The sequence below is a fragment of the Actinocrinis sp. genome (assembly GCF_035605935.1).
Lineage (GTDB): Bacteria > Actinomycetota > Actinomycetes > Streptomycetales > Catenulisporaceae > Actinocrinis.
In genome coordinates this window covers 1-26,198 of record NZ_DATNGK010000119.1, presented here as the reverse complement: position 1 = coordinate 26,198, position 26,198 = coordinate 1, and the positions used below count along the sequence as shown (strand labels likewise).

Genomic DNA, 26,198 nt, shown 5'->3' with positions numbered 1-26,198 from the left:
GGCAACGGGCCGGCGGTCCTCCTGATCCACGGGATCGGGGACTCCTCGGACACGTGGGCGTCAGTCATCCCGGGTCTCGCACAGCATTACCGGGTGATCGTGCCGGACCTGCTCGGGCACGGGCACTCGGACAAGCCGCGGGCCGACTACTCAATCGGCGGCTATGCGAACGGGATGCGCGACCTGCTCTCGGTGCTCGGCATCGACCGGGCGACGCTGGTCGGGCACTCGCTCGGCGGCGGCATCGCGATGCAGTTTGCGTATCAATACCCTGAACGAACAGAGCGGATCGTGCTGGTCTCCACCGGCGGCGTCGGCCGGCAGGTCACCCCGCTGCTGCGCGCCGCCTCGCTGCCGGGCGCCGATCTGGTGCTCGCCGCGCTCAATCTGCCCGGCATGCGCACGCAGATCGGCTGGCTGGTGAAGCTGTTGCAGATGAGCGGAACCCGGCTGGGCATCGACGGCCCGGATGTGCTGCGCGTGGTCGACGCACTGCCGGACGCGACCGCTCGCGCCGCGTTCATCAGGACCCTGCGCGCGGTGGTGGACTGGCGCGGCCAGGTCGGCACGCTGATGGACCGCTGCTATCTGACCGAGGGCATGCCGACCATGCTGATCTGGGGCGACAAGGACCCGATCCTGCCGGCCCTGCACGCCGGGCTCGCGCACGTCGCGATGCCGGGCAGCCGGCTCGAACTGTTCCCGAACACCGGCCACTTCCCCTTCCACACCGAGCCGCAGCGGTTCCTCAGCGTCATCCGCGACTTCATCGACACCACCGAACCGGCCAGCTTCTCGCCCGAGCAGTGGCGGCAGATGCTGCGCAACCGCAAGCCGGAGTTGCGCGAGCGGATCCTGGTCCGCACCGCCGCCGCGGCGGCGGCAGCCAACGCCAGCGCCGGTGCGGGCACCGGGACGGAGACGACCCCGGACAGCGCGATCCCCGACACCGGGATCAGGGTTCTGCCATCAGCGGCCTGATCCGCCATCAGGACAGCAGGACGAGGAGGAGCACGATGACCCGTTACCTTTCCGCGCCGCGCCCTGGTGCGCCGGCGACCGGGCTGCGGATGTTCTGCTTCCCCTACGCCGGCGGCGGCGCCTCCACCTATGCGAGCTGGCAGCGCGCGCTCGGTGACCAGATCAGGGTCCTGCCGATCCATTTGCCCGGGCGCGAAGGGCGCATGTCCGAGCAGCGGTTCACCGACTTGGACGAGCTGACCGAGGACCTGGACTGGGAGCTGGACGCGCAGCTCGACGAGCCGCATCTGTTCTTCGGGCACAGCATGGGCGCGCTGATCGCGTTCAGCCTGGCGCTGCGCAGATTCGAACGCGGCGCGCCACTGCCGAAGGCGCTGGTCCTGGCCGCCTATCGCGCGCCGCATCTGGCGCCACCGAAAATCGGCGACGTGGACGCGCCCGACGCCGAACTCGTCGACGTCCTCAGCGCCCTCGGCGGGATCCCCGACGCGGTGCTGCGGCACCCCGAGTGGCTCAGTACCCTGCTGCCCATCGCACGCGACGACCTGGTGCTGTGCGCCACGGTGCCGCCGCGCGAACAGCAGCCGATGCCGGTGCCGATCCACGTGTTCGCGGGCCGGGAGGACCCGCTGGTGGCGCCGGTGGAGATGAGCGAGTGGTCGCGGCATACCGCGGACGAGTTCGAGATGCGGATCCTGCCGGGCCGGCACTTCTTCATCAAGGAGCGCGAGACGCATTTCCTCGACCACCTCGCGCATCTGCTTGACCGGTACACCTCGGACGGACCTGCGAGCCGGCGACCGGCGCGCGCGGCGTGAGGGGGCGCTCGACCGGCGCGAGACGCTGGTCGACGCCACTTTCAGCGGACGGTGGAAGATCTCGAAAGGCGGTTTGCCAGGGTTGCGGCACCTCGGGAGCGATGCAGTAGGCTGACGCTGACCGTATCCCAGCTGTCACTTTCCGTAGCGGACAGTGCGGTAAGGGCGGTAGCTTTCGAGCCCTGCGGGTCCCGAAGAAGAGCCGGAAGAGGTGGTCGACGACATGGCCCGGGCAGGCGTGTCGGCGGAAGTCCGTTACGACCAACTACGGCCGCGATTCGCCGTACAGCGCCGCTTCGCCGCGTGTCGCAGCACTCTGACCGGGGCGGCCGAGCCCGCGGCGCCGACCACTGGACTGGTCGCGGTGGACAGCCACCCGATCGTGTTGGCCGGCCTGCGCCAGCTGTGCGCCGCGACGAATTGGCTGCACTTGGCCAGCGTGGCCGCGACCGGAGTGGAGGCGATCGCGGCGGTCGGCCAGAACCTGCCGCACCTGGTCGTGATGGACACCCGGCTGCCCGATCTGCCCGCGATCGACCTGATCAGACGACTGCGAACGCTGCATCCGCCGCTCCGCATCGTGCTGTTCACCACGGATCCGGCGCGCGCCGAGCAAACCGTGGCCGCCGCCGGGGACGCAGGCGAAGCGGTAGCGGCCGTCGTGCACAAGCGGACGGACCTGACCGGCCTGGCGGACGCGCTGCGGCGCGTCGCCGACGGGGAACGGCTGCTGCCCCACGACCCGGCTCCCGGTGCGCGGCGGTCGGCGCGGCCGCGCACGCCGGGCGCGCTGACCCCTCGCGAGCACGAAATCCTGCGCAAGGTGGCCGCCGGGAAGACGAATATCGAGATAGCGCGCGAACTTGGGCTCGCGCACAACACCATCAAGACTTATTTCCAGCGGACGCTGGAGAAGCTGGGCGCTCGCAACCGGGTCGAGGCGCTGCTGCGCGCCGACGAGAAGGGCCTGCTGTGAATCGGGCATCGAAAAAAGAGCCAGAGAACTGATGAGCGATGGTGGCGACCGCGACGACTGCCCCAACGGCGCCGCGCAGCCGGTTGCCGACGCGGCCGCCGCCGCCGCTCATCTGTCCCGCACCCTCTCAGGTGCACCGGCCCCGTTTGCGCACCGCGGTCACCCGCTCGGCGGCGCGCACCGCCGCGGCCGGCAGGTCGGGCCAGCTCGCCGGGTCCGTGCCGTGCCGGTCGGTCAGCGCGAAAAGCCAGCGCTCGATGCCGAACGCCACGCAGGCGCTATGAGCGTGCGAGCCGCCGCGGGTGATCCGGAAGCCCGCGCCGAAGTGCTCGTAGTGCAGATTTGCCGACGCGATCGGCAGATCCCCGCCGTATACGGCCTCGTATTTGGTCGGTTGCAGCCGCGTCGCGCGGTGCCTCGGCCCACCGGGCGGCCGGAAGAACGGATCGGTCGCGTTGAGCCAAGCCACCGGCAAATCGGCGTCCCTGAACAGCAGATCGAGGGCCTGGCGCGCGGTGTGCAGGAAGGCGGTGGCTTCCGCCCTGCTGCCTAGGCAGACGATCTCGCGCATGCTGAAGCTCCACTGCCGGCGCAGCGGCTCATAGTGCTCCTCCTGCCGGAAGCAGGTGTTGCGTGTCGTGACGTACCGCGCCTTGGTCAGCGACTCGCCCTCGTGATCGGCGTACACGTGGTGGCAGGCGGCCGGGGTGAGCACCTGGTCGGTCGGGGCGAGCGCGATCAGCGCGACGCTGCCGTCCTCGGTGACCATCGGTCCGGCGCGGAAGGCTTCCAGATTGGCCTCGCGCGGGTCGAGCCGCACCGGGAAGGTCGCCTGGTGCGGGAAGGAGTGCAGGTAGTCGACCCGCTGCAGGCCTTCGGCGGTGAGCGCGGCCGGGTGCCACTCCTGCTGCGCGTGCCACAGCGCCTCGGCCAGGCTGACAAAGGCGGCGTCCACGTTCTCGGCAAGCTCGCGCAGCGGTCCGTGCAGTGAGGCTTGGCCGGACGGCCGCCAGTTGAGCCCGAGCCCGCGTAGCGCCTCCAGCGTCTCGTAGTCGTCAGCATGTTGTCGAACGAATCCGTGAATCGCACCGGACATGTGGCCTCCCTCGCGCCTGAAAGGCGTGTGCGATGTGCCGTCCTGCCCGAGTACAACAGCCCCCGGCCCGCGGCCATAGCTGAAACCTGATACACCGCTCGGATATCTCCGATCGGAGACTTGCCGCGGCGCCCAAGAGCAGTGCCGCTGCGCAAGACCTGCTTTAGCAGCGGACTCGACCATCGAGCCGACGCTATTTCCCGATTGACGCCCTGGAGTAATTCATGCGTTGGGACAACTTGTACGTAGCGGCCTTCGGCGCCTATGTCCCGGAGAAGATCGAGACCGCCGACGAGGCGATCGCGCAGGGCCGGTACACCGAGGGCGAGAAGGTCGCGAACGGTATTCGCGCCGTGCACGTGGCCGATCCGCAGACGGAGGCTCCCGGCGTCATGGCGGCGGCGGCCGGCCGTCAGGCCGTGGAGCGCTCAGGCATCGCCCACGAGCAGTTCGACCTGGTCGTGCACGCCGGGATCGGGCATCAGGGCCAGGAGTTCTGGCAGCCCGCCTCGTACGTGCACAACCACACCGTCGGCGGCCCGGCCGCGGCGATCGAGATAAAGCAGGGTTCGAACGGAGGCCTGGCCGCCTTCGAACTCGGCGCCTCCTGGGTGGTGGCCAGGCCCGGCACAGCCGCGCTGGTGACCGCCGGCGACTCCTTCCACCTGCCCTACTTCGACCGGTGGAACAGCGATGACCAGCAGGTCTACGGCGACGGCGCGGGTTCGGCGGTGCTTTCGAGCAGCGGCGGCTTCGCCCGTGTCATCTCCACCGCCTCGGTCGCGGACTCGACCCTCGAGCCGATCTACCGCGGCCCGGACGCCTGGACCCTGGCGCCGTTCGCTCAGGGTTCGAAGGTGGACCTGCGCGGCCGCAAGCGTGCATACCTGGCCACCGGCGAGGACCTGTACGACCAGACCATCGAGCGGATGAGCAAGAGCCTGTTCGCGGTGGTCGGCGAGGTGTTCGAGGGCACCGACAGCGACATCTCGAACGTCGACTGGTTGATCCACGCGAACACCGGCAAATCGATCGTGGAGTGGGCGTTCTACCGGCCGCTGGGCCTGGACGCCTCGCGCACCGTCTACGACTGGGGCTGCGACTACGGCCACATGGGCGCGGCGGACCACCTGGTGAACCTGGAATACGTGGTGCGCAGCGGAAAGGCGAAGGCGGGAGACAAGGTACTGACGATCGGCGTCGGCACCGGGTTCATGTGGACCGCGATCCTGATCGAGCTGCTGGAAACCCCGAGCTGGTGAGCCCCGGACCGGATGAGAGAGAAGGAGGGCGCTGATGACCACGGTCATCGACTCCCCGGTCTCCGCCGCGGCGGGGGAACCGGCTCAGCCCAAGGAGAACCCCGACCCGCTCGGCCGGCTCCAGTCGCTGGCCCGCGCCAAGACCCTGGCCGCCGAATACGCCGAGGTGGCCCCGCTGCTGGCGGAGCTGACGCGCAGCGAGAGCGCGGCGAGTGACCTGGTGCGCGCCGGCCGCGTGCTGAGCAAGCTGAGCCCGGCCGCGGTCCTGGAGCACAACCCGGCGCAGGCCGTGATCAAGGTCGCGGTCGCCGGGCACTCCACGGTCGCCGCGCTCGTGCCGCCGCTGACCGCGGAACTGGCCAGGCACGGTCTGCTGCTGGACATCACGCTGGGCGATTTCGACGGCTACCTGCGCGAACTGCAGGACACGGGTAGCCAGCTGTACGCATCAGGGCTCGATCTCGCGCTGGTGGTGCTCGACCCGCAGGCGATCTTCGACGAGCTGCCCGAGGTGTGGCGGATCGAGGAGCTGCAGGAGGCGACGACGGCGAAGCTCGCGCAGCTGAGCCGGCTGGCCGAGAAGTTCGTCAGTAATCAGCCCACTGCGACGCTCGTGCTCAACACGGTGCCGTTGCAGCGCGCGCACACGCATCAGCTGGTGGACCTGCGTTCCCGGGCCGCGCTCGGCATCGCTTGGCGCGAGTTCAACGCGGGCCTGCTGCGGCTGTCCGCGGAGCATCAGCGGGTCGCGGTGATCGACTTCGATCCGCTGATCGCCGCCGGAGGGCCGGTCGGTGACGCGCGCATGGCTTGCTACGCGAAGGCGCACCTCGGCGATGAGCTGCTCGGCCGGTACGCCCGCGAGGTGGCGCATCTGACTAGGACCATCAAGGGTCTGACGAAGAAGGTGCTCGTCCTCGACCTGGACAACACCCTGTGGGACGGCATCCTCGGCGATGACGGCGCGGACGGCATCGAGATGGCCACCACGTACCGCGGCGAGGCGTTCGGCAACTTCCAGCGCGTGGCGAAGCAGATCGGCTCGCAGGGCGTGCTGCTCGCGGTGAGCAGCAAGAACGACCAGGAGCCGGTGGAGGAGGTGCTGCGTACGCACCCTGACATGGTGCTGCGCGACACCGACTTCGTGCGGATCAACGCGAACTGGAACCCGAAGGACGCGAATCTGCGCGACATCGCCGCCAGGCTCAACCTGGGCATCGACAGCTTCGTCTTCGCCGACGACTCGCCGTTCGAGACCGGCCTGATCGCCGCGAGCATCCCGCAGGTCGCCGTGGTGCGGCTGGACGAGGAGCCCGCGCTGCACATCGGCAAGCTGCTCGCGGACGGCTGGTTCGACGTGCTCGAACTCACCGCCGAGGACCGCGAGCGCGCCGCGCTCTACCGGACCGACGCGGCCAGGCAGGACCTGCTGGACAGCTCGGACGACTTCGAGGAATACCTGGCGAACCTCGGCGTCACGCTGACGGTCGCGCCGGTGAGCGAGAGCGAGGTGGCACGGGTCTCGCAGCTGAGCCTGCGCAGCAACCAGTGCAACCTCACCACCCTGCGGATGCAGCCCGACACGGTGCGGGAGCTCTCGCAGAGCCCTGACCACCTCGTGCTGTATCTGCGTTCTGCCGACAAGTTCGGCGACAACGGCCTGGTCGGCGCGCTGTTCTGCTCGAAGAGCGCGGACGGCTTGACCATCGACAACTACATCATGAGCTGCCGCGTGCTGTCCCGCGGGATCGAACAGGCCGCGATCGGCGCGCTGCTGGCGCACGCGAAGGCGGCCGGCCTCGGCCCGGTCCACGCGAGCTACCGCCCCACGAAGAAGAACCACAGGGTGCGCGACTTCTGGCCGTCGTTCGGTTTCGAACGCAGCGGCGGGACCGACGAGGCGCCCGACTACCGCCACGATCTGGCGACGCCGCCAGAGATCCCCGGCCATCTGCGCCTGCGCGCGAGTTTCGAAAGGTAGAAGACATGAGCACGCTGACCGAGGAGCGCTTCCTCGAGATCGTCCGCGACGAGCTGGACCTGCCGTTGCTGGAGACCGAACTGGAGAACGACTTCGACCAGGTCGTCTCCTGGGATTCGCTCTATCTGCTGCGCCTGGTCGCCGCGGTGGAGCAGGAGACCGGCACACGGGTTCCGGTCGGCCGGCTGTTCTCCAAGCGCAGCCTGCGCGACATCTACACGACGATCGCGGGCGCGACCGCGGCCGTTTGACCGCAGAGCCGGCTCAATCTCAGCGGCTTGAACGGAAAGTCAGAACGTAGGCAGCCGGTCGGCGCGGGAGTTGCCCCCCGCACCGACCGGCGCTCCATCCAGCGCCGGAACAGGAGGCCACCATGGGCGACTCACCGCTGCGCCGCGTGCGCCGTTTCCTCTTTCTGTGCCTGCGCGCCTTCGCCGGGTCGAACGGCTACTTCATCCCGGGGCCGACTGACCCGATGGGCGACCGGCCGCCGTGTCTGCCGCCCGGCCACCCCGAGCGCCTCATCCCGCACGTGCCGCCAACCGCCGAGGAGCGCCGGCTGTGGGCTCAGCTCGCCGGCGCCGCCAGCCCCGGCCGGTAAGTTTCACCCCGGCTTGTCGGCGCGACCAGCGTCAGAGCGGGTCAGTAGGCGTATTGGAACGACGGTGCTCAATCCGGCCGGACCGGGGCTGGCGCAATCCGCCCCGCTCCCTAGCCTGACGGTGGGCCGGCCGACCGGAAGCCGCCCCGGTTCGCCCGAGTCCACCGCAGCGGATGGGGTTGCAGCGCATGAGAAGTGTCGTCTTGCGGGCTGTCGCGGCCTCGGGTCTCTTCGCCGCGTGCGCCGCCTTTGCCGGTGCCAGCTCCGCCGCTCATGCGGCCGCCGCCGCCCCGGCCGCGACCACTGCCCCGCTGGGACAGGTCACTGCCGGCGACTGGCCCACGTACCACCTCGACAATCTGCGCGACGGGAACCAGACCAAGCTCAGTCCCCTGACAACGCTGTCGCTGAATTGGACCGCGCCACTCGACGGTGCGGTCTACGGTCAGCCGCTGCTCGTGGGCGGCCGGGTCTTCGCGGCCACCGAGAACGACACGGTTTACGCGCTCAACCGCAGCACCGGCGCCGTCATCTGGTCCGCGCACCTCGGCTCGCCGGAACCGCTTTCCAGCCTGCCTTGCGGCGACATCGATCCGCTGGGTATCACGAGCACGATGGTGTACGACCCGGGCACCAACCGGGTCTACGCCCTCGCCGAACTGGTCGGCGGCACGCACACATTGTTCGGCATCAACGCTGGCACCGGCACGGTCGAGTTGCAGACTCCGCTCGACCCGCCGAAGGGCACTGCGATCGCGTTCCAGCAGCGCGCTGCCCTGACACTACTCAACGGGCGTATTTATGTTCCGTATGGCGGGTTGTACGGCGACTGCGGGAACTACATCGGTCAGGTCGTCTCGGTGGCCACCGACGGCACCGGCGAGACGAGCTACGCGGTGCCGACCACCCGCGAGGGAGCTTTCTGGGAGACCGGCGGCGCAGTCGTGGACCCCAACGGCAATCTGCTTGTCGCATCCGGAAACGGCGAGGCGACATCAGGAACCTACGATGGCAGCGACTCGGTGATGGAGCTGTCGCCGAGCCTGCAACGGCTGGACTTCTTCGCCCCGACCGACTGGGCCACCCAGAACGGCGGCGACGCCGACCTCGGCGCGATGACCCCGGCCCTGGTCGGCGGCCAGTACATCTATGCGGATGGCAAGACCAACACCGGTTACGTGCTGCGCCTCGGTGCCCTCGGCGGGGTCGGCGGCCAGATAGCGGAACTGCCCAACACCTGTCAGACCTTTGGGACCGCAGCGATTGCCGGCAACACGGTATACGTACCCTGCGCCAGTGGGCCCCAGGCCGTGACCATCGGATCGGACGGGACGCCGAGCCTGCTGTGGAAGTCCACGGTCCCGGCCGAGGGTTCCCCGGTGATCGGCGGCGGCGCGGTCTGGTGGGTGGACTACTTCGGCGGCGAGCTTTACGCGCTCGACCCGGCCACCGGGGCGACGAAGGCGCAGATCTACCTCGGCAGCGCGTGTCCGACCTTCACCTCTCCCACTGTGGTCGGCAACCAGGCCTTCGTGGGCACCAAGACAGGCGTCGTAGCTGTCGGCGGCGTGTAAGCCCACTGACCGTGCGCCATCGCCCCTGGAGGTGTCAGCCGTTGACGCCGGTGTAGTGCCGCAGGCTCCAGTTCCAAAGCAGCCGCGACCCGATGTACATGGCGAGGGCGACCAGGGGCGCACCGGCCGCGATGGCGATCGGGACGCCGAGGCCGGCGCCGTGTCCGGTGAGTACGCCGACGGGCAGATACGCGATGAACGCGATGGGCAGCAGCCAGGTCAGCAGTTCGCCGACGGCCCTTGGCAGGATGCTGAGCGGATAGCTGCCGAAGGTCGCGCTGACCTCGCTGATCCACAGTGACCAGTACCAGCTCGCCGGGAAGTGCAACGCGGCCGCGGAGACCGCAGTGAACACCGCGGTGATCAGTAACGTGCCGCCGATGACTCCCGCGGCCAGGTACGCGATGCGGCTGGGCGTCCAGTCCAGTGGGCTGCGGGCGATCGCCCCCGCGAACAGGCCGACGCCCACCAGCAAGTCACCGATGCCGTTCGTCTGGAAGGCGACAAGTTGCACCTGCCGGAAAACCGGCATCGGACGCAGCAGGTACCCGTCGATCAGGCCTTGCTGCACATAGAACGCCAAGCTGAACACGCTGCCGCAGTAGAGCACGTACAAGCCGTTGCACAGCATCCGCGTCGCGACCAGCAGCAGGATTTGCGAACTGGTCCAGCCGCCCATGCCGGAGAACTTCGAGAGCAGCACCGCGGCGAACACGATGATCGACAACTGCCATACGATGCCGAACGCGATCCGGATCAGGAACTCCACCCGGTACTCCAGCTGCGCGCGGAAGTTGAGCGCGGTGATCTGCCAGGCGACGCGCCACGCTTCGGTGAAACTCCGCCACATCGTCAGCCTCAGCCTCCTTGCACGGCTACGCGCCGCGAAGCCCGGCCCCACAACAGCCGCGAGATCAGCGCGAGAGCGACCACCCATGCCGTCTGGAACAGCAGATCGCCCGGAGCCTGCCGGACCGGGATGCGGCCGATGTACAGCGAGAGCGGCGTGTTAAGGGTCGACTGAAACGGCAGGAACGAACTCATCGTGATGAACCAGGCGGGGAAGTACCACAGCGGTGCGTACGCTCCGGACAGCAGGTTCTGCGCGAACTGGATCATCTGCACAGCGCTGTCGTTGTGCATCGTCCAGAAGCACATCAGGTCCGTGAGAAGAGTCAACTCGTACAGGACCGCCTGACCGAGCAGCAGAGAGGCCGCGCACGCGGCTGCGGCCGTGCCCGACGCGGGCGGCTCGATCACGCCGCTCGCGAGGCACGCCGCATAGCCGACGACGACCCAGGCGAACCCGTACGCCTGATCGCCGAGCGCGCGCAGAACGTAGTAGCGGCGCGGAGCGAGCGGCCGCAGGAACCAGTAGACGATCGTGCCGTACGCAAGGTGCTGAAACACAGTGTCCCGCCCGGCGAACCGGTCCAGCCCGCGGATGCGCGTGATGAGCACCGCCAGGACGGCGAAGGTCACCGCCTGTCCGCGATCGAGCCCTGAATTGGTCGAGGTGTGGCTGTACAGTCCGTGCCACAGGTAGACCACGAGGAAGATCTGGATGACCATCCGGATCGCGGTGGCGGCGATCCGCGGCGGGGCCAGCAGTTCGCCCAGCGGCGTGATCCACGCGGCGCGCAAGGCGAGCGGCTGACGGGGATTCGGCTCGATCACGAGACGACCTGTCCGGCGTCTTGGCCAGGCCCGGTTTCGGGCTCAGGCTCGGCGGTCGCGACGCCCTGACGCAGATAGGCGGCGCGCATGGCGTCCTCGAGATCGGTCTCCTCGATGGAGATGCCGACGATCGGGTACCGGTCGACCACGGCTCGCAGCGCCTCCGGAACGGTGATCGCAGGCGTATCACCGGTCGCCGCTGCGGGTGCGAACACAAGCTCCGTGCGGTCCTGGCTGAGCAGTTCGAGACCGGCCGGCAGATCGCGAGCGCGTACCGCTTGCGATGACGGGGACGAGGCGGATAAGGCGGAGTCGGCGATAGTCGCGCGAATGCGCCAGGTGCCGCCGAACTCGCGTCGTACCTCTTCCAGTGTTCCGTCCAGCACGATACGGCCGTGATTGATCAGCACCACGCGTTCGGCCAGGCGCTCGACCTCCGTCATGTCGTGCGTGGTAAGCAGCACCGCCCGGCCGCGCTGCTCGACCTCGTGCCGAAGCAGGCCTCTGACCTGCTCCTTGACCACCACGTCCATGCCGATCGTCGGCTCGTCGAGGAAGACGATCGCTGGGTCGTGCAGCAGCGCGGCGGCCAGGTCGCAGCGCACCCGCTGGCCGAGGGACAGGTGCCGTACCCGCGTCTGCCAGAACTCTGACAGCTCGAGCAGCCGGTCGAGCTCGGCCAGCCGGGCGCGATGCCGTTCGGCCGGCACACCGTAAATGGAACGCAGGATCGTGAAGGACTCTTTGGCCGGCAGGTCCCACCAGAGTTGAGTGCGTTGCCCGAAGACCGCGCCGATGTTCCTGGCGTTGCGTTTTCGGTCGAGGTGCGGATTCATGCCGGCGACCATGACCGCGCCGCGGGTCGGAGTGAGGATGCCAGTCAACATCTTGATGGTGGTGGACTTCCCGGCGCCGTTCGGGCCGAGTAGCGCCAACAGCTCGCCGCGCGCGACGTCGAACGACACGTCGCGCACCACCGTTTTCGCTGCCCGTTGCGGCGCGATCAACGACCGTACCGCGCCCGCGAACCCTGGGCGCCGCACAGTCGTGTAGAAGACCTTGGTTAGGCCGCGCACGACGATGCCCTCGCCGTGCGCTTCATCTGCCGAACGCATTCCCCGGATGATTCACGACCCGGCGGCGAATCGCCATCGGTTTAGCGCGGCCGGGGATCGGGGCGGTGAAAACAGCACGCGGGTCCAAATCGCGCAAGGAGGCCTTAAGTGCCCTGATCGACGATGGCGACGATCCCCACCGCCGACGGTGGCGGTCGACAGCCTGCCGACGATCGAGGTGACTTAGCAATGGCCGCACGTTTCGGGACCTACACGGACCTGGTGTTGGCGAACGCCGCCGAGCTGGCCGAGCGCGACGCGTTCATCTTTCTGAGCGACACAAGCGCCGGGGCGCAGACCGAACACCTGACTTATGCGGGGCTCGACGAGCGCGCAAAGCGGATCGCCTCCTGGTTGCAGGCGCACGGCGCTTTCGGCCGCCAGGTGCTGCTGCTTTACCCATCAGGCACCGACTTCATCGCCGCATTCGTCGGCTGCCTTTACGCCGGAGCGGTGGCCGTTCCCGCGCCGTTGCCTGGCGAGATGGGTCACCACTTCGAGCGGGTGACCGGAATCGTACGCAACGCCGAGGTCACCGCGGTGCTCACCGATACCGCGAACGAGGCGGAGATCCGCGCGTGGCTGGCCGCCGAAGGCCTGGACGAGATCCAGTGCCTGGCCACGAATGCGGTGGACGGCGCGGGCGCGCCCGCTTACGGCGATCCCGCCGCGTGGGTCGAGCCCTCCTTCGGGCCCGAGCACCTGGCTTTCCTTCAGTACACCTCCGGCTCGACCAGCACGCCCAAGGGCGTCATGGTCACGCACGGGAACCTGCTGGCGAACGAGGCGGCGATCCAGCACTCCACCGGCACTGTGGACCGCGAGTCCCGGCTCGGCGGGTGGCTGCCGTTCTACCACGACATGGGCCTGATCGGGCACATCCTGCACCCGCTCTACCTGGGCAGCTCGGCCGCGCTGATGTCGCCAAGCGCGTTCCTGAAGCGGCCGTACCGCTGGTTGGAGATGATCAGCACGCACCGGGTGACGGTCGGCGGCGGCCCGAACTTCGGCTTCGACCTGTGTGTGCGCCGGGTCACCGACGAGCAGCTCGCGACGCTGGAACTGTCCTCCTGGACCATCGCGTGCAACGGCGCCGAGCCGATCCGCGCCGAGACGCTGCGGGCCTTCGCGCGACGCTTCGCCCCGGCCGGGTTCCGGCCCGAGCACTTCTTCCCCTGCTATGGAATGGCCGAGACGACGCTGCTGATCTCCGGCACGCCGCTGGGCAAGGTCCCGGTGTACCGGCCGGTCGACGCCGGCGGTCTCGAGCGCGGCGAGCTGCTGCCCGCGCGGGATGACGCGCCGGTGCGCACGCTGGTCAGCAGCGGCGTGGTGGTGCGCGAGGACTTCGATGTGCGGGTGGTGGACCCGGAAACCTTCGTGCAGTTGCCGGAGGGTCAGGTCGGCGAGCTGTGGGTCAAGGGCGCGAGCGTCGCGGCGGGCTACTGGGCCAATCCGCAGAGCACTGAAGAGATCTTCAACGCCGGGATCGCCGCAGCTGAGGGCGCTGACGCGTCCGGTTGGCTGCGTACCGGCGACCTGGGCGTGCTGGAGGGCGGCGAGCTGTACGTCACCGGCCGGCTCAAGGAGATGATCCTGATCAACGGCCGCAACCTGTACCCGCACGACGTGGAGCGCGCGGTGCAGGCGCTGCACCCGGCGCTCGGGACCGGGGCGGGCGCGGTGTTCTCCGTGGACACCGAGCGCGAGCAGCTGGTCATCGTGCAGGAGGTGCGCGCGAACGCCGGTCCGGTCGATCCGGCCGAGATCTCCGCCGCGATCCAGCGTGAGATCGCCCGCGAGTTCGCCGTTCCGGTCGCGAACGTGGTGCTGGTCAAGCCGTCCACGATCCGCCGCACCACCAGCGGCAAGATCCAGCGGACCCTGATGCGCCGGCTGTTCCTGGAAGGCAAGGTCACGCCGCTGCACGAGGTGCTCGACCGCGATGTGGCCGCGATGATCCGGCCCACCGCGGCCCTTGAGCCGGTCGGCTGAGCCGGCGGCGGACAAGGGCGACGGACGACTGACTCGACAGAGCACTGAGACGCCAGAGGATCGGGACGGGAGAAGCCTGAGATGGGCGCAGTCCGCTATCAGCCGGCCGAAGAGCTGGAGGCCAGGCTCGGGGATCCATGGGATCCGGACACCGAGTTCTCTTACGCCCGGTGCGCGCAGCTCGACGAGCGCGAAGAGTTCCCGGCCGCGATTTGCGCGCAGCTCGACGACTGGGGCGTGCCGAGCTACTACGTCCCGGTGCAGCACGGCGGCCGGCTCGCCGACTATGAGCAGCTGGTGCAGCTCATGCGGGTGGTGGCCCGGCGCGACCTGACCGTCGCGATCGGGCACGGTAAGACGTACCTCGGCGGCGTATGCGTGTGGGTCGCCGGTTCGAAGCAGCAGGCTGACACGCTCGGCGCGGACATCTGCGCCGGCGTGCCGGTCTCACTGGGGCTGACCGAGCGGGCGCACGGAAGCGACCTGATCGGCGGCGAGGTGACCGCGGTCCCGGACGGCTTCGGTGGGCTGCTGGTCAACGGCGAGAAGTGGCTGATCAACAACGCGACCAGGGGCGAGCTGCTCTCGCTGCTCGCGCGCACAGAACCGTCCGGAGGGCCACGCGGATTCAGCATGCTGCTGGTTGACAAGCGCAAGCTGAGCCAGGGCACGTACACGTGTGTGGACAAGATCCACACGCTAGGCATCCGGGGCGCGGACATCAGCGGTATCCGCTTCGACGCGGCGCTCGTTGCGGAATCGGAGATCATCGGCGCCAAGGGCGGCGGGATCGAGACGATCCTCAAGGCACTGCAGCTGACCCGCACGATGTGCACCGCGCTGTCGCTCGGCGCGGCCGACCACGCGCTGCGGCTGGTGCTGGACTTCAACCGGGAGCGCAAGCTTTACGGCAGGGCCCTGATCGAGCTGCCGAAAACCCGCTCGGTGCTGGCCACCGCGGCCACGGACGTGCTGATCGGCGAGGCGCTGTCGATCGTCGCCTCGCGCGCGGTGCACGTGCTGACCGAAGAGATGAGCGTGATCTCGGCGGCGGCGAAGTACCTGGTGCCGACGAACACTGAGATGGTTATCGCCGATCTGACCCGGCAACTCGGCGCTCGCGCGTACCTCAAGGAGGTTTACGCGCACGGGATGTTCCAGAAGGTGGACCGCGACCACCGGATCGTTGGCCTGTTCGACGGCAACACACTGGTGAATCTGAACTCGATCATCAACCAGTTCAGGACGCTGGTGCGGACCTATCGGCGCGGCGCCGGAGACACCGCCGGCGCGGTCGCGGCCTTCGACCTGGACGCTCCGCTGCCGCCGGTCGATCCGGCGCGGCTGTCGCTGGTTGCCCGCAGCGGCAGCGGGGTGCTGGCCACCGTGCCCGATTCCATCGCGATCCTGCGCGGCGCCGCCGACCAAGAGCCCGCACTCAAGAGTGCGGTCGCGGCGGCCGAACGGCTGGCTGAGGCGATCGAGCGGGTGCACGCCGAGATGGAGTCGCACCAGAACGCCCTGGCCGACGTCTCACCGCAGGCCTTCGAGGCCGCGCGCCGCTACACGCTGTGCTTCGCCGCCGCCGCCTGCCTCGGCCTGTGGGCGCACAACCAGCAGAAACAGGCTCCTGACACCGATGGCCTACGTGACACCGAAGGACTGGGCCGGGTGTGGCGGGACGGAATCTGGCTGCGCGCGGCGCTCGACCGGCTACTGGTGCGGCTCGGCGAGTCGGCCGCCGTCGAATCAGGCCGCGTCGATTCAGGCCGCGTCGATTCAGGCAGCCGCGACGGCGCGGCCTACGAGCAGTTGCTTTCCGAGCTGTGCGCGGCCCGCGACGAGGGCGAACTGTTCTCGCTATCGCCGGTGCGCCTGGCCGGAGCGCGAGAGGAACCGCAGATCACCGCCGAGGGGATGCCATGCTGAGTGAAGCGACCGCTGCGGACCGTCCGGGGACGGCCCTGCTCGATCAGGAAGCTGACGCGAGCGCCCGCGCGACGGAGATCGAATTCGGGTTCGGCGATCCATACGACCCGGACAACCCGGTGGGCAATGCCCGGCTGCTCGAGGCGGACGAAGCCGCCGAGATCAGCGCCGAGGGCGAGCGGATGCTCGACGAGCTGAAGCTCAACGCCGACTTCGTGCCGCGCGAGTTCGGCGGCCGGCTCGACCGGCTGGACACGCTGGTGCGGGTGATGCGCCAGGTGTTCCGCCGGGATGTGACACTCGGGCTCGGATACGGCGCCACCTCGTTCATGGCTGCTGTCAATGTGTGGACAGTGGGCAGCGAGGAGCAGAAGCGCGAGCTGGCTGAGCTGCTGCTGGCCGGCGGCAAGGCCTCGGTGGCCTATCACGAACTGGCGCACGGCAACGACTTCGTGCGCAACGAGTTCGAAGCACGGCCGGTAGACGGCGGCGGCTTCCGGCTCGACGGCGGAAAACAGGTCATCAACAACGCTGACCGGGCCGAGGCACTGGCGCTGTTCAGCCGGACCTCCACGGCTCCCGGCAGCCGTAGCCACTCGGTGCTGCTGCTGCGCCGCGACCAGCTCGACCCGAAGCGTTTCAAGACTCTGCCTCGCTACACCGCGGTCGGCGTGCGCGGCTGCCACCTGTCCGGGCTGGAATTCGACGACTGCCCGGTGCCCGGCTCCGCGCTGGTCGGCGGGCTCGGCCAAGGCGTCGAGCTGGCGCTGCGCTCGTTCCAGATAACCCGCAGCGCCGTGCCCGGCATGGCGATCGGCACCGGCGACGCCAGTCTGCGTACTGCGGTTCGCTTCGCAGTGGGCCGCCAGCTGTACCGCCGCTCGGTGATGGAGATCCCGCACGCGAAGGCGACCTTGTCGGCGGCGTTCCTGGACCTGTTGATCTGCGACGCGATGTCGCTGGCCGGAACGCGCGCGGTGCATCTGCTGCCGGAGGAGACCAGCGTTTACGCCTCGGCGGTGAAGTACCTGGTGCCGAAGGTGCTCAGCGAGGCGATGTACGAGCTCTCCATCGTGCTCGGCGCCCGGTTCTACGTGCGCGACGGCGAGTTCGGCATCTTCCAGAAGCATGTCAGGGACCTGCCGGTGCTCAGCCTCGGGCACGCCGGTTCCGCGGCCTGTCAGGCCACGATCATTCCGCAGCTCTCCCGCCTGGCCAAGCGCGCCTGGTTCGCCGGCGAGCCGGCCCCGGCCGAGCTGTTCCAGCCACGCGCGCCGCTCGGTCCGATTCCGTTCGACCGGTTGACCCTGGCCAGCGGCCGGGACGGCCTGAGCGCGTCGCTGATCGCCGCGGTCGATGAGCTGCCGTCCGGTTCGCCGGTCGAGCGCGCGCTGCACGGCTTCGCATTGCGGATGATGGACGAGCTGCGGCAAATGCAGGAGGAGGCGCTCGACCTCTCCCCACAGGACCGCACCGCGTTGGCCAGCCCGGCCAGCTTCGCGCTCGCGGACCGGTACACGGTGCTGCTGGCCGCGGCCTCGGTGCTCGGCGTCTGGCGCGAGGCGCGCGGCGGCTCGGACGAGTTCCTCGCCGACCCGTCCTGGGCGGCCACGGCCCTTTACCGGCTGGCCCGCCGGCTCGGCCAGAAGCTGCCCGACCTGCCGGACAGCTGCGCCGAGCGGGTGCACGACGAGGTGCTGCGCCGCTTCCACGAACACCGCAGCTACGACCTTTACGACAGCCCGCTGACCGCGTGAGGCACCGAAGACCGAACCGACTTCGTGACAGACAACTGGTCCACCAACCGCTCGCCCGACCGATCCGCCGACGCAGAACCGCGAGGAGCCCGCAATGTCCATCGAGACGCACGACCTTCCGTCCGCAAGCTCCGGGCACACCGTCGAGAGTCTGACCACCTGGTTGGTCGACCGGGTGGCTATTTACCTGCAGCGCGACCCCGCGGAGATCGACCCGAGCGAGCCGCTGGCCGAGTACGGCATGGACTCGGTCGCGGCGCTGAGCCTGTGCGGCGACGTGGAAGAGGACTTCGACCTGGTACTCGAGCCGACGGTGGCCTGGGACTACCCGACCGCCGCCGCGCTGGCCGAGCACCTGGCCGGAGAGCTGAAGGCCGCCGGGAAGTCGTGATGCGTCCCATCGCTATCGTCGGCATGGACTGCCGGTTCCCCGGCGCCGCCGACCTGGCCGGCTACTGGGACCTGCTCACCAGGTCCGGGGACGGCGTCGGCGAGGTACCGCAGCAGCGGTGGGACGCACGCGCGTTCTACTCGGCCGAGGGCGCGCAGGGGCACGCGAACACGACGCAGGGTGGCTTCATCCCGGACGTGGACGCGTTCGACAACGAGTTCTTCACCATCTCGCCGCGCGAGGCCGCGGTGCTGGACCCACAGCAGCGGCTGCTGTTGCAGACCGCGTGGCGGGCGATCGAGGACGCGGGGATCGCGCCGCAGCGGCTGGCCGGGACCAACGCAGGGGTCTTCATCGGCATCATGGGCAACGAGTGGGCGCAGTTGTCGGTGACCGATTATGCGAACCTCACCGCGCAGGCGATCTCCGGCAACGGCTACTGCATGACCGCTAACCGGATCTCTTACCACCTGGATCTCAAGGGTCAGAGTCTCGCGGTCGACACGGCGTGTTCATCGTCACTGGTGGCGGTGCACTTGGCCGCCAACGCGCTGCTCGCCGGAGAGTGCGACTATGCGCTGGCCGGCGGGGTGAACGTCGCCGTGACGCCGAGCCTGAGCATCTTCTACACGCAGGCCGGGCTGTCCGCGCCGGATGGCCGGTGCAAGCCGTTCAGCGCCGACGCGAACGGAATCGGGCGCGGCGAGGGTGTCGGCGTCGTGGTGCTGCGGCGGCTGGAGGACGCGATCGCGGACGGCCAGCGCGTGTACGCGGTCATCCGCGGCACCGCGGTCAACCAGGACGGGCGCAGCAACGGGATCACCGCGCCGAACCGCTGGTCGCAGCGCGAGGTGATCGCGGCGGCGTATCGACGGGCCGAGGTCGCGCCCGAAGAGGTGACTTTCCTCGAGGCGCACGGCACGGGCACTCAGCTCGGCGACCGAATCGAGACCAATGCGCTCGGCGACTTGCACGCAGGTCGCGTGAAGCCGCTGGCGTTCGGTTCGGTCAAGGGCAATCTCGGGCACACCGAGGGCGCGGCAGGTATCGCGGGCCTCATCAAGGTGGCGCTCTCCTTGCATCACCGGATGGTTCCGGCAAGCCGGTTCGCGGCAAAGGAGAACCCTGTATTGCAGCTCGCGGACCGCGGGCTCAAGCTGCTCAAAGCCCCGCTGCGGCTTTCGGCGAAGGAGCCGGCGATCGCGGGACTGAGCAGCTTCGGGCTCGGCGGCACGAACGCACACGCGGTGCTGGAGTCTGCGCCCCAAGTGACGAAGGCACCACTCGCTAGGCCATCGACGGCTGCCACGGCTGGCGCATCAACAGTCACGTCGGATGAGGGGCCGCAAAGCGGCATCGGTGCCTCCGTCTTCACGTTGACCGCCTCCTCGCCCGAGGGGCTGCGCCGGAACCTGCTGGTCCAAGCGGACGCGGTGGCTCGGCAGCGCGGCCGGGCGGCGGCGGTGTGCTGGGCCAGCAACGAGGTCAAAACGGGGCAGCGGTACCGGTACGCCGTCGCCGCCGAGGACACCCGCGACCTGGCCGAGGCCTTGCGCGCGGCGGCCGAGGACCCGAGCGTGATCGGTCCCGACGTGCCGCGCCCGAAATCGCGGCCGAAACAGGCTTTCCTCTTCACCGGACAGGGTTCGCAGTTCCCGAAGATGACCATGCGGCTTGCCGCTGAGGCACCGTTGTACCGCCGCTTCCTGCGGGAGGCGGATGACGCGCTGCGTCCGCACGTCGGCGAATCAGTGCTCGATCTCATCGCTTCCGGCGACGAGCGCATCCACCACACCGGCTTCACCCAGCCCGCACTGTTCGCGGTCGGATATGCCCTCGCTCGGACGCTTGGCCAACTCGGCATCGAACCGGCGTACCTGCTCGGGCACAGCGTCGGCGAGTACGTGGCCGCGACGCTGGCCGATGTCTTCCCGCTGGATGCCGCCGCGCGGCTGATCGCAACGCGCGGCGCGCTGATGCAGGAACTGCCGGCCGGCGGCGGAATGCTTTCGGTACAAGCCGATCCGGCGGATCTGGACGAGCTGATCGCCGACGAGCCGCTGGTCGGCATCGGCGCGGTCAACGGTCCGCGATCCACCGTGCTGTCCGGCGACCTGACCGCGCTCGGCCGCATCGCGGCGGCACTGAAGGAACGCAGGATTCGCAGTCAGCCGCTCACGGTCTCGCACGCGTTCCACTCACCGCTGATGCAGCCGATGCTGGAGCGTTTCGCCGCAGTGGCCGAGCTGGTCGGCGGCGGCGTGCCGCGCGTGCCGGTCTACTCGACGGTCCATGGCAGGCTGCTGGCAAAGAACGAGCCGATGGACGCGGCGTACTGGACGCGGCACGTGAGCGCGCCAGTGCTGTTCGCCGACGCCGCCGAGCGGCTGCTCGAGGTCAACCCGGCCGCCCTGATCGAGGTGGGGCCGAAGCCGATCCTCAGCTCCCTGATCCGGCGGGTCGGCGCGCAGCCTGGACGGCGCGCGCTGCATCCGGCGCCGAAGGAGGAGTCGGGCGGCCGGGACTTGGCCGCTGCCGTCGCGGAGCTCTTTCGGCTCGGCGTCGATCCGGAATGGTCCGCGCTCTACGACGCGGCCGACCGGCGTGGCTCGGCGGCGCTCGCGCCCTACAGCTTCTCGACCGCGCATCGTTACTGGAGCCACAAGCCGGTGACCGTGCTGCAGCCGGACGCCGACGACCGGCTCGGTTGGGATGCGGCGCCCTGGGCGGCGGGGCAGTGGACATCGGAGCAGGGTGGCGGCGGCGGCGCACCACGGCGGTCACAGGATACTGATTCCTCCGCTACGGGCGCAGCCACGACCGCCGGTGACGACCCGGTATGGGAAGCGGTCGTCTCGGTCATCTCCCAGGTCGGGGATTACTTGCCGAGCCAGATCTCGCCGCGTTCCCGGCTGTATGAGGACCTTGGCTTCGACTCGGTGATGGCGATGGAGCTCAAGGACCGGCTGGAGGCGCGGCTCACCGGGCTTGGCTCGCTTTCCACCCAAGAGTTGCTGCCGGTGATGGCGACGGCCGGAGAGCTGGCCGAATTCCTGCGTACCCGCTACGAAAGCCCGGCGCCTGAGACCAGCACTGCCGAGAGCACAACCCCATCCGAAGACGTGGAGGTGGCACGATGACGGGTACTGAGACTCAGACCGAAAGACCCGAGGCGTACCTCGCGGGCATCGGCACCTTCCTGCCCGGCGACCCGGTCGACAACGCGACGCTGTCGAAGGTGCTCGGGGTGAATCAGGATTGGGTCGAGGCCTTCATCGGCACCAAGACCCGGCACTTCGCCAAGGACTTGAGTACCGGCGAGGTGCAGTGGTCGCTGGCCGATCTGTGCGCCCGCGCGGCCGACCGGGCCATCGAGGACAGCGGCATCGACCCGGCCGAGATCGAGTTCGTCGTCATGGGCACGGCGACTCCGGACACGCTGATGCCGGCGACCGTCAACCATGTCGTGGACCAGCTCGGGCTCAACCAACTGCCCACCTACCAGTTGCAATCCGGTTGTGCGGGCGCGGTGCAGGCGCTGGATCTGGCGCACGGCTTCGTCACCAGCGGCCGGTACCGCACCGGACTCGTCCTCGGCGGCGATGTGTGCAGCAAGCACCTTGACGTGCACATGGACTTCTCCACCGTTCCGCCGAGCGAGCTGGTCAACTTCGTGCTCTTCGGCGACGGGGCCGGCGCGGCCGTGCTGAGCGCCGAGCCCGGTGCGCGCCGCATCGCGGTCCACCGCGTACTCAACCGGCTGACCGGCCTGGGCCGCGCGCCCGGCCAGGTGATCGAGTGGTTCGGGATCGCTGACCGCAACAGCGACAAGCAGGCCGCGAAGGAGGACTACAAGGCCATCGAGGAGTCGGTTCCAGTGATGGCCGTGGAGATCCTCTGGGAGCTGCTCGGCGAACTGGACTGGTCGGCCGAACAGCTCGACTTCCTGTTGCCACCGCAGCTTTCCGGCCGGATGACCAAGCGCATCTTCGAGCAGTTGGGCGTGCCCGGCGCCGAGGAGGTCTCCTGCGTCGCCGAGACCGGAAACAACGGCAACGCGCTGCCGTTCGTCCAGCTCGAACGGCTCGCCGCGCGCATCGCGCCAGGGCAGCGCGCCCTGGGCGTCGCGGTCGAGTCGAGCAAGTGGATCAAGGGCGGCTTCGCGCTGGAAATGGTCTGACTGCGCGCGTCGCACCGGCGCAGTCGTCCCTCCCACGCACCATTCAGCATCAATACAGGTACATACTCCAGATCGGAACCGCCGTGACCGCACAGCCGACCCGCGCCGAGCCCCGCCGCCAGGCGGCGACGCCGTGACCACGCCCACTGGCTTCGGCGAGCTGATCCGGATCTCTGGTCCGGACAGCGCGTGGGACCGAGTGCGCGCCGACCTGGGCGAGCACGGGGTCGTGCTGCTCTACGCACTTCTGGCGGACTGGCGTCCCGACCGGGCCGGCGGGCCGCGGCTGCGCGCGCTGCTAGGCCGGGACTGGGCGCGTTACCTGGAGCTGACCCATCCGGAGGTGCGGGTACGGTTCGCGGCTTCGCGGGTGCTGCTCAAGTTCGCCGCGGCGGCGGTGCTCGAGGTCCCGGCGCATGTCATCGAGCTGACTTACGGCCCGACCGGGCGGCCGTACCTGCGCGGATACGACGCCGTGGACATCAGCTTGAGCCACACCGACGAACTACTTCTGGTCGGTATGACCACGCGCGGCGTGATCGGCGTCGACGCCGAGCGCGCCGACCGGCGGCTGTACGGTCCCGGTCTCGGCAAGCACCTGTGCACGCCGCATGAGCTGGAACTACTGGAGCAGTTCCCTGAGTCTGAGCGCAACGACGCGCTGGTGCGCCTTTGGACGCTGAAGGAGGCGTACAGCAAGGCGATCGGCCAGGGCATGCAGTTCCGGTTCACGGACTTCGGCTTCGGCGCCGGCGCCCCGGCGACGGTCAACCTGCCGGACGGGCAGCCCGGTACCGGTTCGGAGTGGATGTTCCGCACCTACCGCGTCGATGAAGACTATGTGGTCAGCGTCGCGGTCGGCGACCGAGGTTTCGGCGACACAGACGACACCGCGGCGGTCACCATGCTCGAATCAAGCTTCGTAGATGCGCTGACCGAGGTGCTTGGCGAGGACGAGGCCGAATTCGAGGCCGAGTCAGCGGGCGAAGACGCCTTCGGGTCCTGGTAGCGCCCTGGGTTCTGGTAGCGCCCTGGGGCCTGGTAGCGCTACCGGTCCTGGTAACGCCGCCGGATCCTGGTGGGCCGCTCGTTCCGGTCCAAACCCGGCCTTTAGTCGCGCCGGGCAGCCTGAATATGCGCCAGCGCAACCGCTAAGCACCGCTGACGTTCCGTCCCAGCTTTCCGTCCCGGTCTTCCGCGCCGAGCTTCCACAACCGAACCGCGCCGACCTCCCTGGAAGGGGTTCGCAATGCCCGACGAACTGTCCGTGCAAGTGTGCGTGGTCGGCGGCGGCCCCGCCGGCCTGACGCTGGGCCTTGAGTTAGCCCGGCTCGGGGTCCGGGTCGCCGTGGTGGAGCAAAGCGGGCACTTCAACCGCTCGTTCCGGGGCGAGTCCGTTTCACCGGACTCGGTGTGGCTGCTGGACCGGCTCGGCATACTCGGCCGGCTGCGCGGCACGTATCACGAGATGCGCCGCATGGAGATCACCGACGGCGGCCGGGTCGTGATGAACGCGGACTTCGACGACTTCCCGTATCCGTACCCTTACCCGGTCGAGCTGCCGCAGCCCGCGTTGCTCACCGCGCTCGCCGAGGAGGCATCGCTACACAGCGGCTTCACGCTGCTCAAGCGAGCCACCGCGGTTGACCTGCTGCGCGACAATGCGGGCGACATCGTCGGTGTGCGCGTCGCCGGTCCTGAGGGGCAAGTCGACGTGCGGGCGGCGCTGACCGTAGCCGCGGACGGCCGGTTCAGCAAGGTGCGCGAGATGTCCGGGTTGCAGTACACGAAGATCCCACTCGACCGCGACGTGGTGTGGCTCAAGTTGCCGTTCCCCGCCGAGTGGGATGACGTGACGTACCGGGTGCGGATCAACGGCGGCAACCACGGCCTGTTCATCCCGACACACCCCGATGACGTCCGGGTCGGATTCAATATTCCGAAGGGTGGTCTCAAGGCTCTGCGAGCCGAGGGTATCGGCGCGCTACACCGGCGGCTCGACGACCTCGCACCGGAGCTTTCGGCGGCCGTGCGCGCGGAGATCCGCAGTTGGTCGGACACCTCGATGCTGGACATCTTCACCACTGTGGTCCCACATTGGTCGATGCCAGGGTTGCTGCTGATCGGCGACGCGGCGCACACCCTCTCCCCGATCCTCGGCCAAGGCGTCAACCACGCGATCATCGACGCGGTGACGCTGGCCCCGATGGTCGCGCCGGTGCTCGACTATCCGAAGACTGACAAGGACGAGCTGGCCGCGGTACTGCAACGCTTTCAGCAGCAGCGCGAGCCCTCGATCGCGCGCTCGCGCGGGCTGCAACTGCGTCAGGAGCGGATGTTCGCGCTGTCGAAGCCGCTCGCGGTCACCGGGCGCCGCAGCCTGTACTGGCTGGTGGACCGCTCCCCCGCGCTCAAGCAGCGGGTGCTGGCCGGAGCGTATTTCCAGCTTCAGGAGCGAGGCGCCAAGCGCATCGCGGCGGCCGCCGCCGTGGCCGCGCCGGCGAAAGTGGGCGCACCGTGAGCACGCGGAACCTGCCGAACGACCTGGACGAACTCAAGGAGTTCGCCCGCCTGCACGCCAAGGGCCAGGGCATGAAGGCGCGGCGGCTTGAGCGGATACTGGCCCGCATCCGCAACGACGAGCCAGGTGCGCCGGACTCCTGGGCGCGGGTCTGGTCAGCCGAGGCGCAGGCAGCGGCCACGCGTGGCAAGCCGGTTCAGGCCTGCCAGTACTACGCATTGGCCCGCTTCCCCCACCACGGCGACGAGGTCCGGATCACAGCGCAGCGCGGCGTCGTCGAGTCCTTCGACGCCTGGCGCGGTTCGCGCGGCCGCGGCATCGAAAAGCTCGAATTCAGGACCGAAGACGGCACCTTCGCTGCGTGGGCGGCGGGCCTGGACGCGCCGAAACCATTGCCGCTGCTCGTGGTCATGGGCGGCATCGTCAGCGTGAAGGAGCAGTGGGCGCAACTGCTGCCGCGTTTTGTGAAGCTGGGCTTCGCGACGGTGGTGGCCGAGATGCCAGGCGTCGGGGAGAACACGCTGCCCTACGGCCCGGATTCGTGGCGGCTGCTCGGTTTCCTGCTCGACCAACTCAAGGGGCGAGCGCAGGAGCGGAACGTATCGCTGCTCACGCTGAGCTTCAGTGGGCACATGGCGCTGCGCGCGGCGGGCCACGACGAGCGGATCGGCCGGATCCTGACGGTCGGCGCCCCGATCACTCGCTTCTTCACTGACGAGAACTGGTGGTCGGGCGTGCCGCGGATCACCAAGGACACCCTTGTGGCGCTCACCGGCCAGCCGAGCGAGGCCGCGCTGGTCGAGGCGTTCCGGCACGGCTGGGCGCTTACGCCCGAGGAGCTGCGCGCCGTGCGCGTCCCAGTCCGGTACGTCGTCAGCGCGCGCGACGAGATCATCCCGGGCGGCGAGCGGGCGTTCCTGGCTGAGCACCTGGCCGATGTGGGATTCGCCGAGTTCGACGACGTACACGGTTCCCCGGCGCACCTCGGCGAGCTGCGGCTGTGGCTGCTGCTGCAACTGTTGCGCACCAACGGGATCGAAGACCGGCGCACCAAGGTCCTACAGACGATCCTGGGCTTGCGCGCTGCCAAGTCACGTCGCGCGGCGAGGTCGGCGACGACCTCGCCCGCGCCCGCGTAGCCACCTGTCCAGTTGAACGAGACAACTGACGTGTCCATTCTGTCCCGTTGAACAAGACAACCCGCGTAAGTCGGTTGTCTTGTTCAACGGGACAACCCGCGTCATCCGGTTGTCCAGCTCAGCGGGACAACCCGCGTCATCCGGTTGTCCAGCTCAGCGGGACAACCCCGCGCGAGCCGGTTGTCCCGTTGAACTGGACAACTCA

At 69.0% G+C, this 26,198-nt stretch carries 21 protein-coding genes; 17 read left to right on the top strand and 4 right to left on the bottom strand.

The annotated features are described in order from the left end of the window. The 3 genes from VN779_RS10570 to VN779_RS10560 all read left to right on the top strand — a co-directional run. Positions 1-981: alpha/beta hydrolase (locus VN779_RS10570; RefSeq protein WP_325722287.1), on the top strand; the 981-nt coding region annotated here is incomplete at its 5' end. Between the two features lie 35 nt (positions 982-1,016). Then, complete coding sequence (locus VN779_RS10565; protein ID WP_325722286.1) at positions 1,017-1,799, top strand: thioesterase II family protein; 783 nt, start codon at positions 1,017-1,019, stop codon at positions 1,797-1,799. Between the two features lie 223 nt (positions 1,800-2,022). Continuing rightward, entirely contained in the window at positions 2,023-2,775 is a 753-nt protein-coding gene (locus VN779_RS10560) for a response regulator transcription factor (RefSeq protein WP_325722285.1), read from the top strand. Positions 2,776-2,902: 127 nt separating this feature from the next. On the opposite strand, the gene VN779_RS10555 is transcribed toward VN779_RS10560, so the two are convergent. Continuing rightward, positions 2,903-3,871, bottom strand: a complete 969-nt coding sequence (locus tag VN779_RS10555) for a hypothetical protein (RefSeq protein WP_325722284.1) — start codon at positions 3,869-3,871, stop codon at positions 2,903-2,905. A 224-nt stretch (positions 3,872-4,095) separates the two neighbouring features. On the opposite strand from VN779_RS10555, the gene VN779_RS10550 reads away from it, so the two are divergent. From VN779_RS10550 to VN779_RS10530, 5 genes are all read left to right on the top strand, one after another. Next, positions 4,096-5,133 carry a ketoacyl-ACP synthase III family protein gene (locus tag VN779_RS10550; RefSeq protein WP_325722283.1) on the top strand — a complete coding sequence of 346 codons (1,038 nt, stop codon included), beginning with the start codon at positions 4,096-4,098 and terminating at the stop codon, positions 5,131-5,133. Positions 5,134-5,167: 34 nt separating this feature from the next. Further along, positions 5,168-7,114, top strand: a complete 1,947-nt coding sequence (locus tag VN779_RS10545; RefSeq protein ID WP_325722282.1) for an HAD-IIIC family phosphatase — start codon at positions 5,168-5,170, stop codon at positions 7,112-7,114. Between the two features lie 5 nt (positions 7,115-7,119). Beyond that, on the top strand, positions 7,120-7,365 hold the full coding sequence (locus VN779_RS10540) for an acyl carrier protein (protein WP_325722281.1): 246 nt from the start codon (positions 7,120-7,122) through the stop codon (positions 7,363-7,365). A 122-nt stretch (positions 7,366-7,487) separates the two neighbouring features. Then, positions 7,488-7,715, top strand: a complete 228-nt coding sequence (locus VN779_RS10535; protein WP_325722280.1) for a DUF6059 family protein — start codon at positions 7,488-7,490, stop codon at positions 7,713-7,715. 188 nt (positions 7,716-7,903) lie between these two features. Continuing rightward, the gene (locus VN779_RS10530) at positions 7,904-9,289 is read left to right on the top strand and encodes a PQQ-binding-like beta-propeller repeat protein (protein ID WP_325722279.1); all 1,386 of its coding nucleotides are present in this window, start codon (positions 7,904-7,906) and stop codon (positions 9,287-9,289) included. A 34-nt stretch (positions 9,290-9,323) separates the two neighbouring features. Here VN779_RS10530 and VN779_RS10525 read toward each other — a convergent pair whose 3' ends face one another. From VN779_RS10525 to VN779_RS10515, 3 genes are read right to left on the bottom strand one after another with little or no spacing between them, the layout of a single operon-like run. Further along, positions 9,324-10,139, bottom strand: a complete 816-nt coding sequence (locus VN779_RS10525; protein WP_325722278.1) for an ABC transporter permease — start codon at positions 10,137-10,139, stop codon at positions 9,324-9,326. Between the two features lie 8 nt (positions 10,140-10,147). Beyond that, a complete protein-coding gene (locus VN779_RS10520) occupies positions 10,148-10,966 on the bottom strand; it encodes an ABC-2 family transporter protein (protein WP_325722277.1) in 819 nt (272 codons plus the stop codon). Next, the gene (locus VN779_RS10515; RefSeq protein ID WP_325722276.1) at positions 10,963-12,081 is read right to left on the bottom strand and encodes an ABC transporter ATP-binding protein; all 1,119 of its coding nucleotides are present in this window, start codon (positions 12,079-12,081) and stop codon (positions 10,963-10,965) included. The genes VN779_RS10520 and VN779_RS10515 overlap by 4 nt, the downstream gene beginning before the upstream one ends. A 189-nt stretch (positions 12,082-12,270) precedes the next feature. On the opposite strand from VN779_RS10515, the gene VN779_RS10510 reads away from it, so the two are divergent. From VN779_RS10510 to VN779_RS10470, 9 genes are all read left to right on the top strand, one after another. After that, positions 12,271-14,076, top strand: a complete 1,806-nt coding sequence (locus VN779_RS10510; protein WP_325722275.1) for a fatty acyl-AMP ligase — start codon at positions 12,271-12,273, stop codon at positions 14,074-14,076. Between the two features lie 81 nt (positions 14,077-14,157). Beyond that, positions 14,158-16,005: an acyl-CoA dehydrogenase family protein gene (locus VN779_RS10505; protein ID WP_325722274.1), complete on the top strand. Its 1,848-nt coding sequence runs from the start codon at positions 14,158-14,160 to the stop codon at positions 16,003-16,005. After that, positions 15,999-17,762 (top strand): acyl-CoA dehydrogenase family protein, encoded by a 1,764-nt coding sequence (locus VN779_RS10500; protein WP_325722273.1) that lies wholly within the window; start codon positions 15,999-16,001, stop codon positions 17,760-17,762. The genes VN779_RS10505 and VN779_RS10500 overlap by 7 nt, the downstream gene beginning before the upstream one ends. A gap of 94 nt (positions 17,763-17,856) precedes the next feature. Beyond that, entirely contained in the window at positions 17,857-18,153 is a 297-nt protein-coding gene (locus tag VN779_RS10495) for an acyl carrier protein (RefSeq protein ID WP_325722272.1), read from the top strand. After that, positions 18,153-21,293 (top strand): type I polyketide synthase, encoded by a 3,141-nt coding sequence (locus tag VN779_RS10490; RefSeq protein ID WP_325722271.1) that lies wholly within the window; start codon positions 18,153-18,155, stop codon positions 21,291-21,293. Before VN779_RS10495 ends, VN779_RS10490 begins: the two co-directional genes overlap by 1 nt. After that, the gene (locus VN779_RS10485) at positions 21,290-22,333 is read left to right on the top strand and encodes a 3-oxoacyl-ACP synthase III family protein (RefSeq protein ID WP_325722270.1); all 1,044 of its coding nucleotides are present in this window, start codon (positions 21,290-21,292) and stop codon (positions 22,331-22,333) included. Before VN779_RS10490 ends, VN779_RS10485 begins: the two co-directional genes overlap by 4 nt. Before the next feature lie 133 nt (positions 22,334-22,466). Beyond that, a complete protein-coding gene (locus tag VN779_RS10480) occupies positions 22,467-23,342 on the top strand; it encodes a 4'-phosphopantetheinyl transferase family protein (RefSeq protein WP_325722269.1) in 876 nt (291 codons plus the stop codon). 240 nt (positions 23,343-23,582) lie between these two features. Then, positions 23,583-24,854, top strand: a complete 1,272-nt coding sequence (locus tag VN779_RS10475; RefSeq protein WP_325722268.1) for an FAD-dependent oxidoreductase — start codon at positions 23,583-23,585, stop codon at positions 24,852-24,854. Then, on the top strand, positions 24,851-25,993 hold the full coding sequence (locus tag VN779_RS10470; RefSeq protein ID WP_325722267.1) for an alpha/beta hydrolase: 1,143 nt from the start codon (positions 24,851-24,853) through the stop codon (positions 25,991-25,993). The genes VN779_RS10475 and VN779_RS10470 overlap by 4 nt, the downstream gene beginning before the upstream one ends. Positions 25,994-26,198 lie beyond the last annotated feature (205 nt).

What these genes read in the sequence shown, in the direction of transcription:
- VN779_RS10490 (WP_325722271.1), top strand. Translation starts at nt 18,153, where the DNA reads ATGCGTCCCATCGCTATCGTCGGCATGGACTGCCGGTTCCCCGGCGCC.
- VN779_RS10545 (WP_325722282.1), top strand. Translation starts at nt 5,168, where the DNA reads ATGACCACGGTCATCGACTCCCCGGTCTCCGCCGCGGCGGGGGAACCG.
- VN779_RS10475 (WP_325722268.1), top strand. Translation starts at nt 23,583, where the DNA reads ATGCCCGACGAACTGTCCGTGCAAGTGTGCGTGGTCGGCGGCGGCCCC.
- VN779_RS10560 (WP_325722285.1), top strand. Translation starts at nt 2,023, where the DNA reads ATGGCCCGGGCAGGCGTGTCGGCGGAAGTCCGTTACGACCAACTACGG.
- VN779_RS10540 (WP_325722281.1), top strand. Translation starts at nt 7,120, where the DNA reads ATGAGCACGCTGACCGAGGAGCGCTTCCTCGAGATCGTCCGCGACGAG.
- VN779_RS10535 (WP_325722280.1), top strand. Translation starts at nt 7,488, where the DNA reads ATGGGCGACTCACCGCTGCGCCGCGTGCGCCGTTTCCTCTTTCTGTGC.
- VN779_RS10530 (WP_325722279.1), top strand. Translation starts at nt 7,904, where the DNA reads ATGAGAAGTGTCGTCTTGCGGGCTGTCGCGGCCTCGGGTCTCTTCGCC.
- VN779_RS10495 (WP_325722272.1), top strand. Translation starts at nt 17,857, where the DNA reads ATGTCCATCGAGACGCACGACCTTCCGTCCGCAAGCTCCGGGCACACC.
- VN779_RS10515 (WP_325722276.1), bottom strand. Translation starts at nt 12,081, where the DNA reads ATGCGTTCGGCAGATGAAGCGCACGGCGAGGGCATCGTCGTGCGCGGC.
- VN779_RS10510 (WP_325722275.1), top strand. Translation starts at nt 12,271, where the DNA reads ATGGCCGCACGTTTCGGGACCTACACGGACCTGGTGTTGGCGAACGCC.
- VN779_RS10550 (WP_325722283.1), top strand. Translation starts at nt 4,096, where the DNA reads ATGCGTTGGGACAACTTGTACGTAGCGGCCTTCGGCGCCTATGTCCCG.
- VN779_RS10555 (WP_325722284.1), bottom strand. Translation starts at nt 3,871, where the DNA reads ATGTCCGGTGCGATTCACGGATTCGTTCGACAACATGCTGACGACTAC.
- VN779_RS10505 (WP_325722274.1), top strand. Translation starts at nt 14,158, where the DNA reads ATGGGCGCAGTCCGCTATCAGCCGGCCGAAGAGCTGGAGGCCAGGCTC.
- VN779_RS10485 (WP_325722270.1), top strand. Translation starts at nt 21,290, where the DNA reads ATGACGGGTACTGAGACTCAGACCGAAAGACCCGAGGCGTACCTCGCG.
- VN779_RS10565 (WP_325722286.1), top strand. Translation starts at nt 1,017, where the DNA reads ATGACCCGTTACCTTTCCGCGCCGCGCCCTGGTGCGCCGGCGACCGGG.
- VN779_RS10500 (WP_325722273.1), top strand. Translation starts at nt 15,999, where the DNA reads ATGCTGAGTGAAGCGACCGCTGCGGACCGTCCGGGGACGGCCCTGCTC.
- VN779_RS10525 (WP_325722278.1), bottom strand. Translation starts at nt 10,139, where the DNA reads ATGTGGCGGAGTTTCACCGAAGCGTGGCGCGTCGCCTGGCAGATCACC.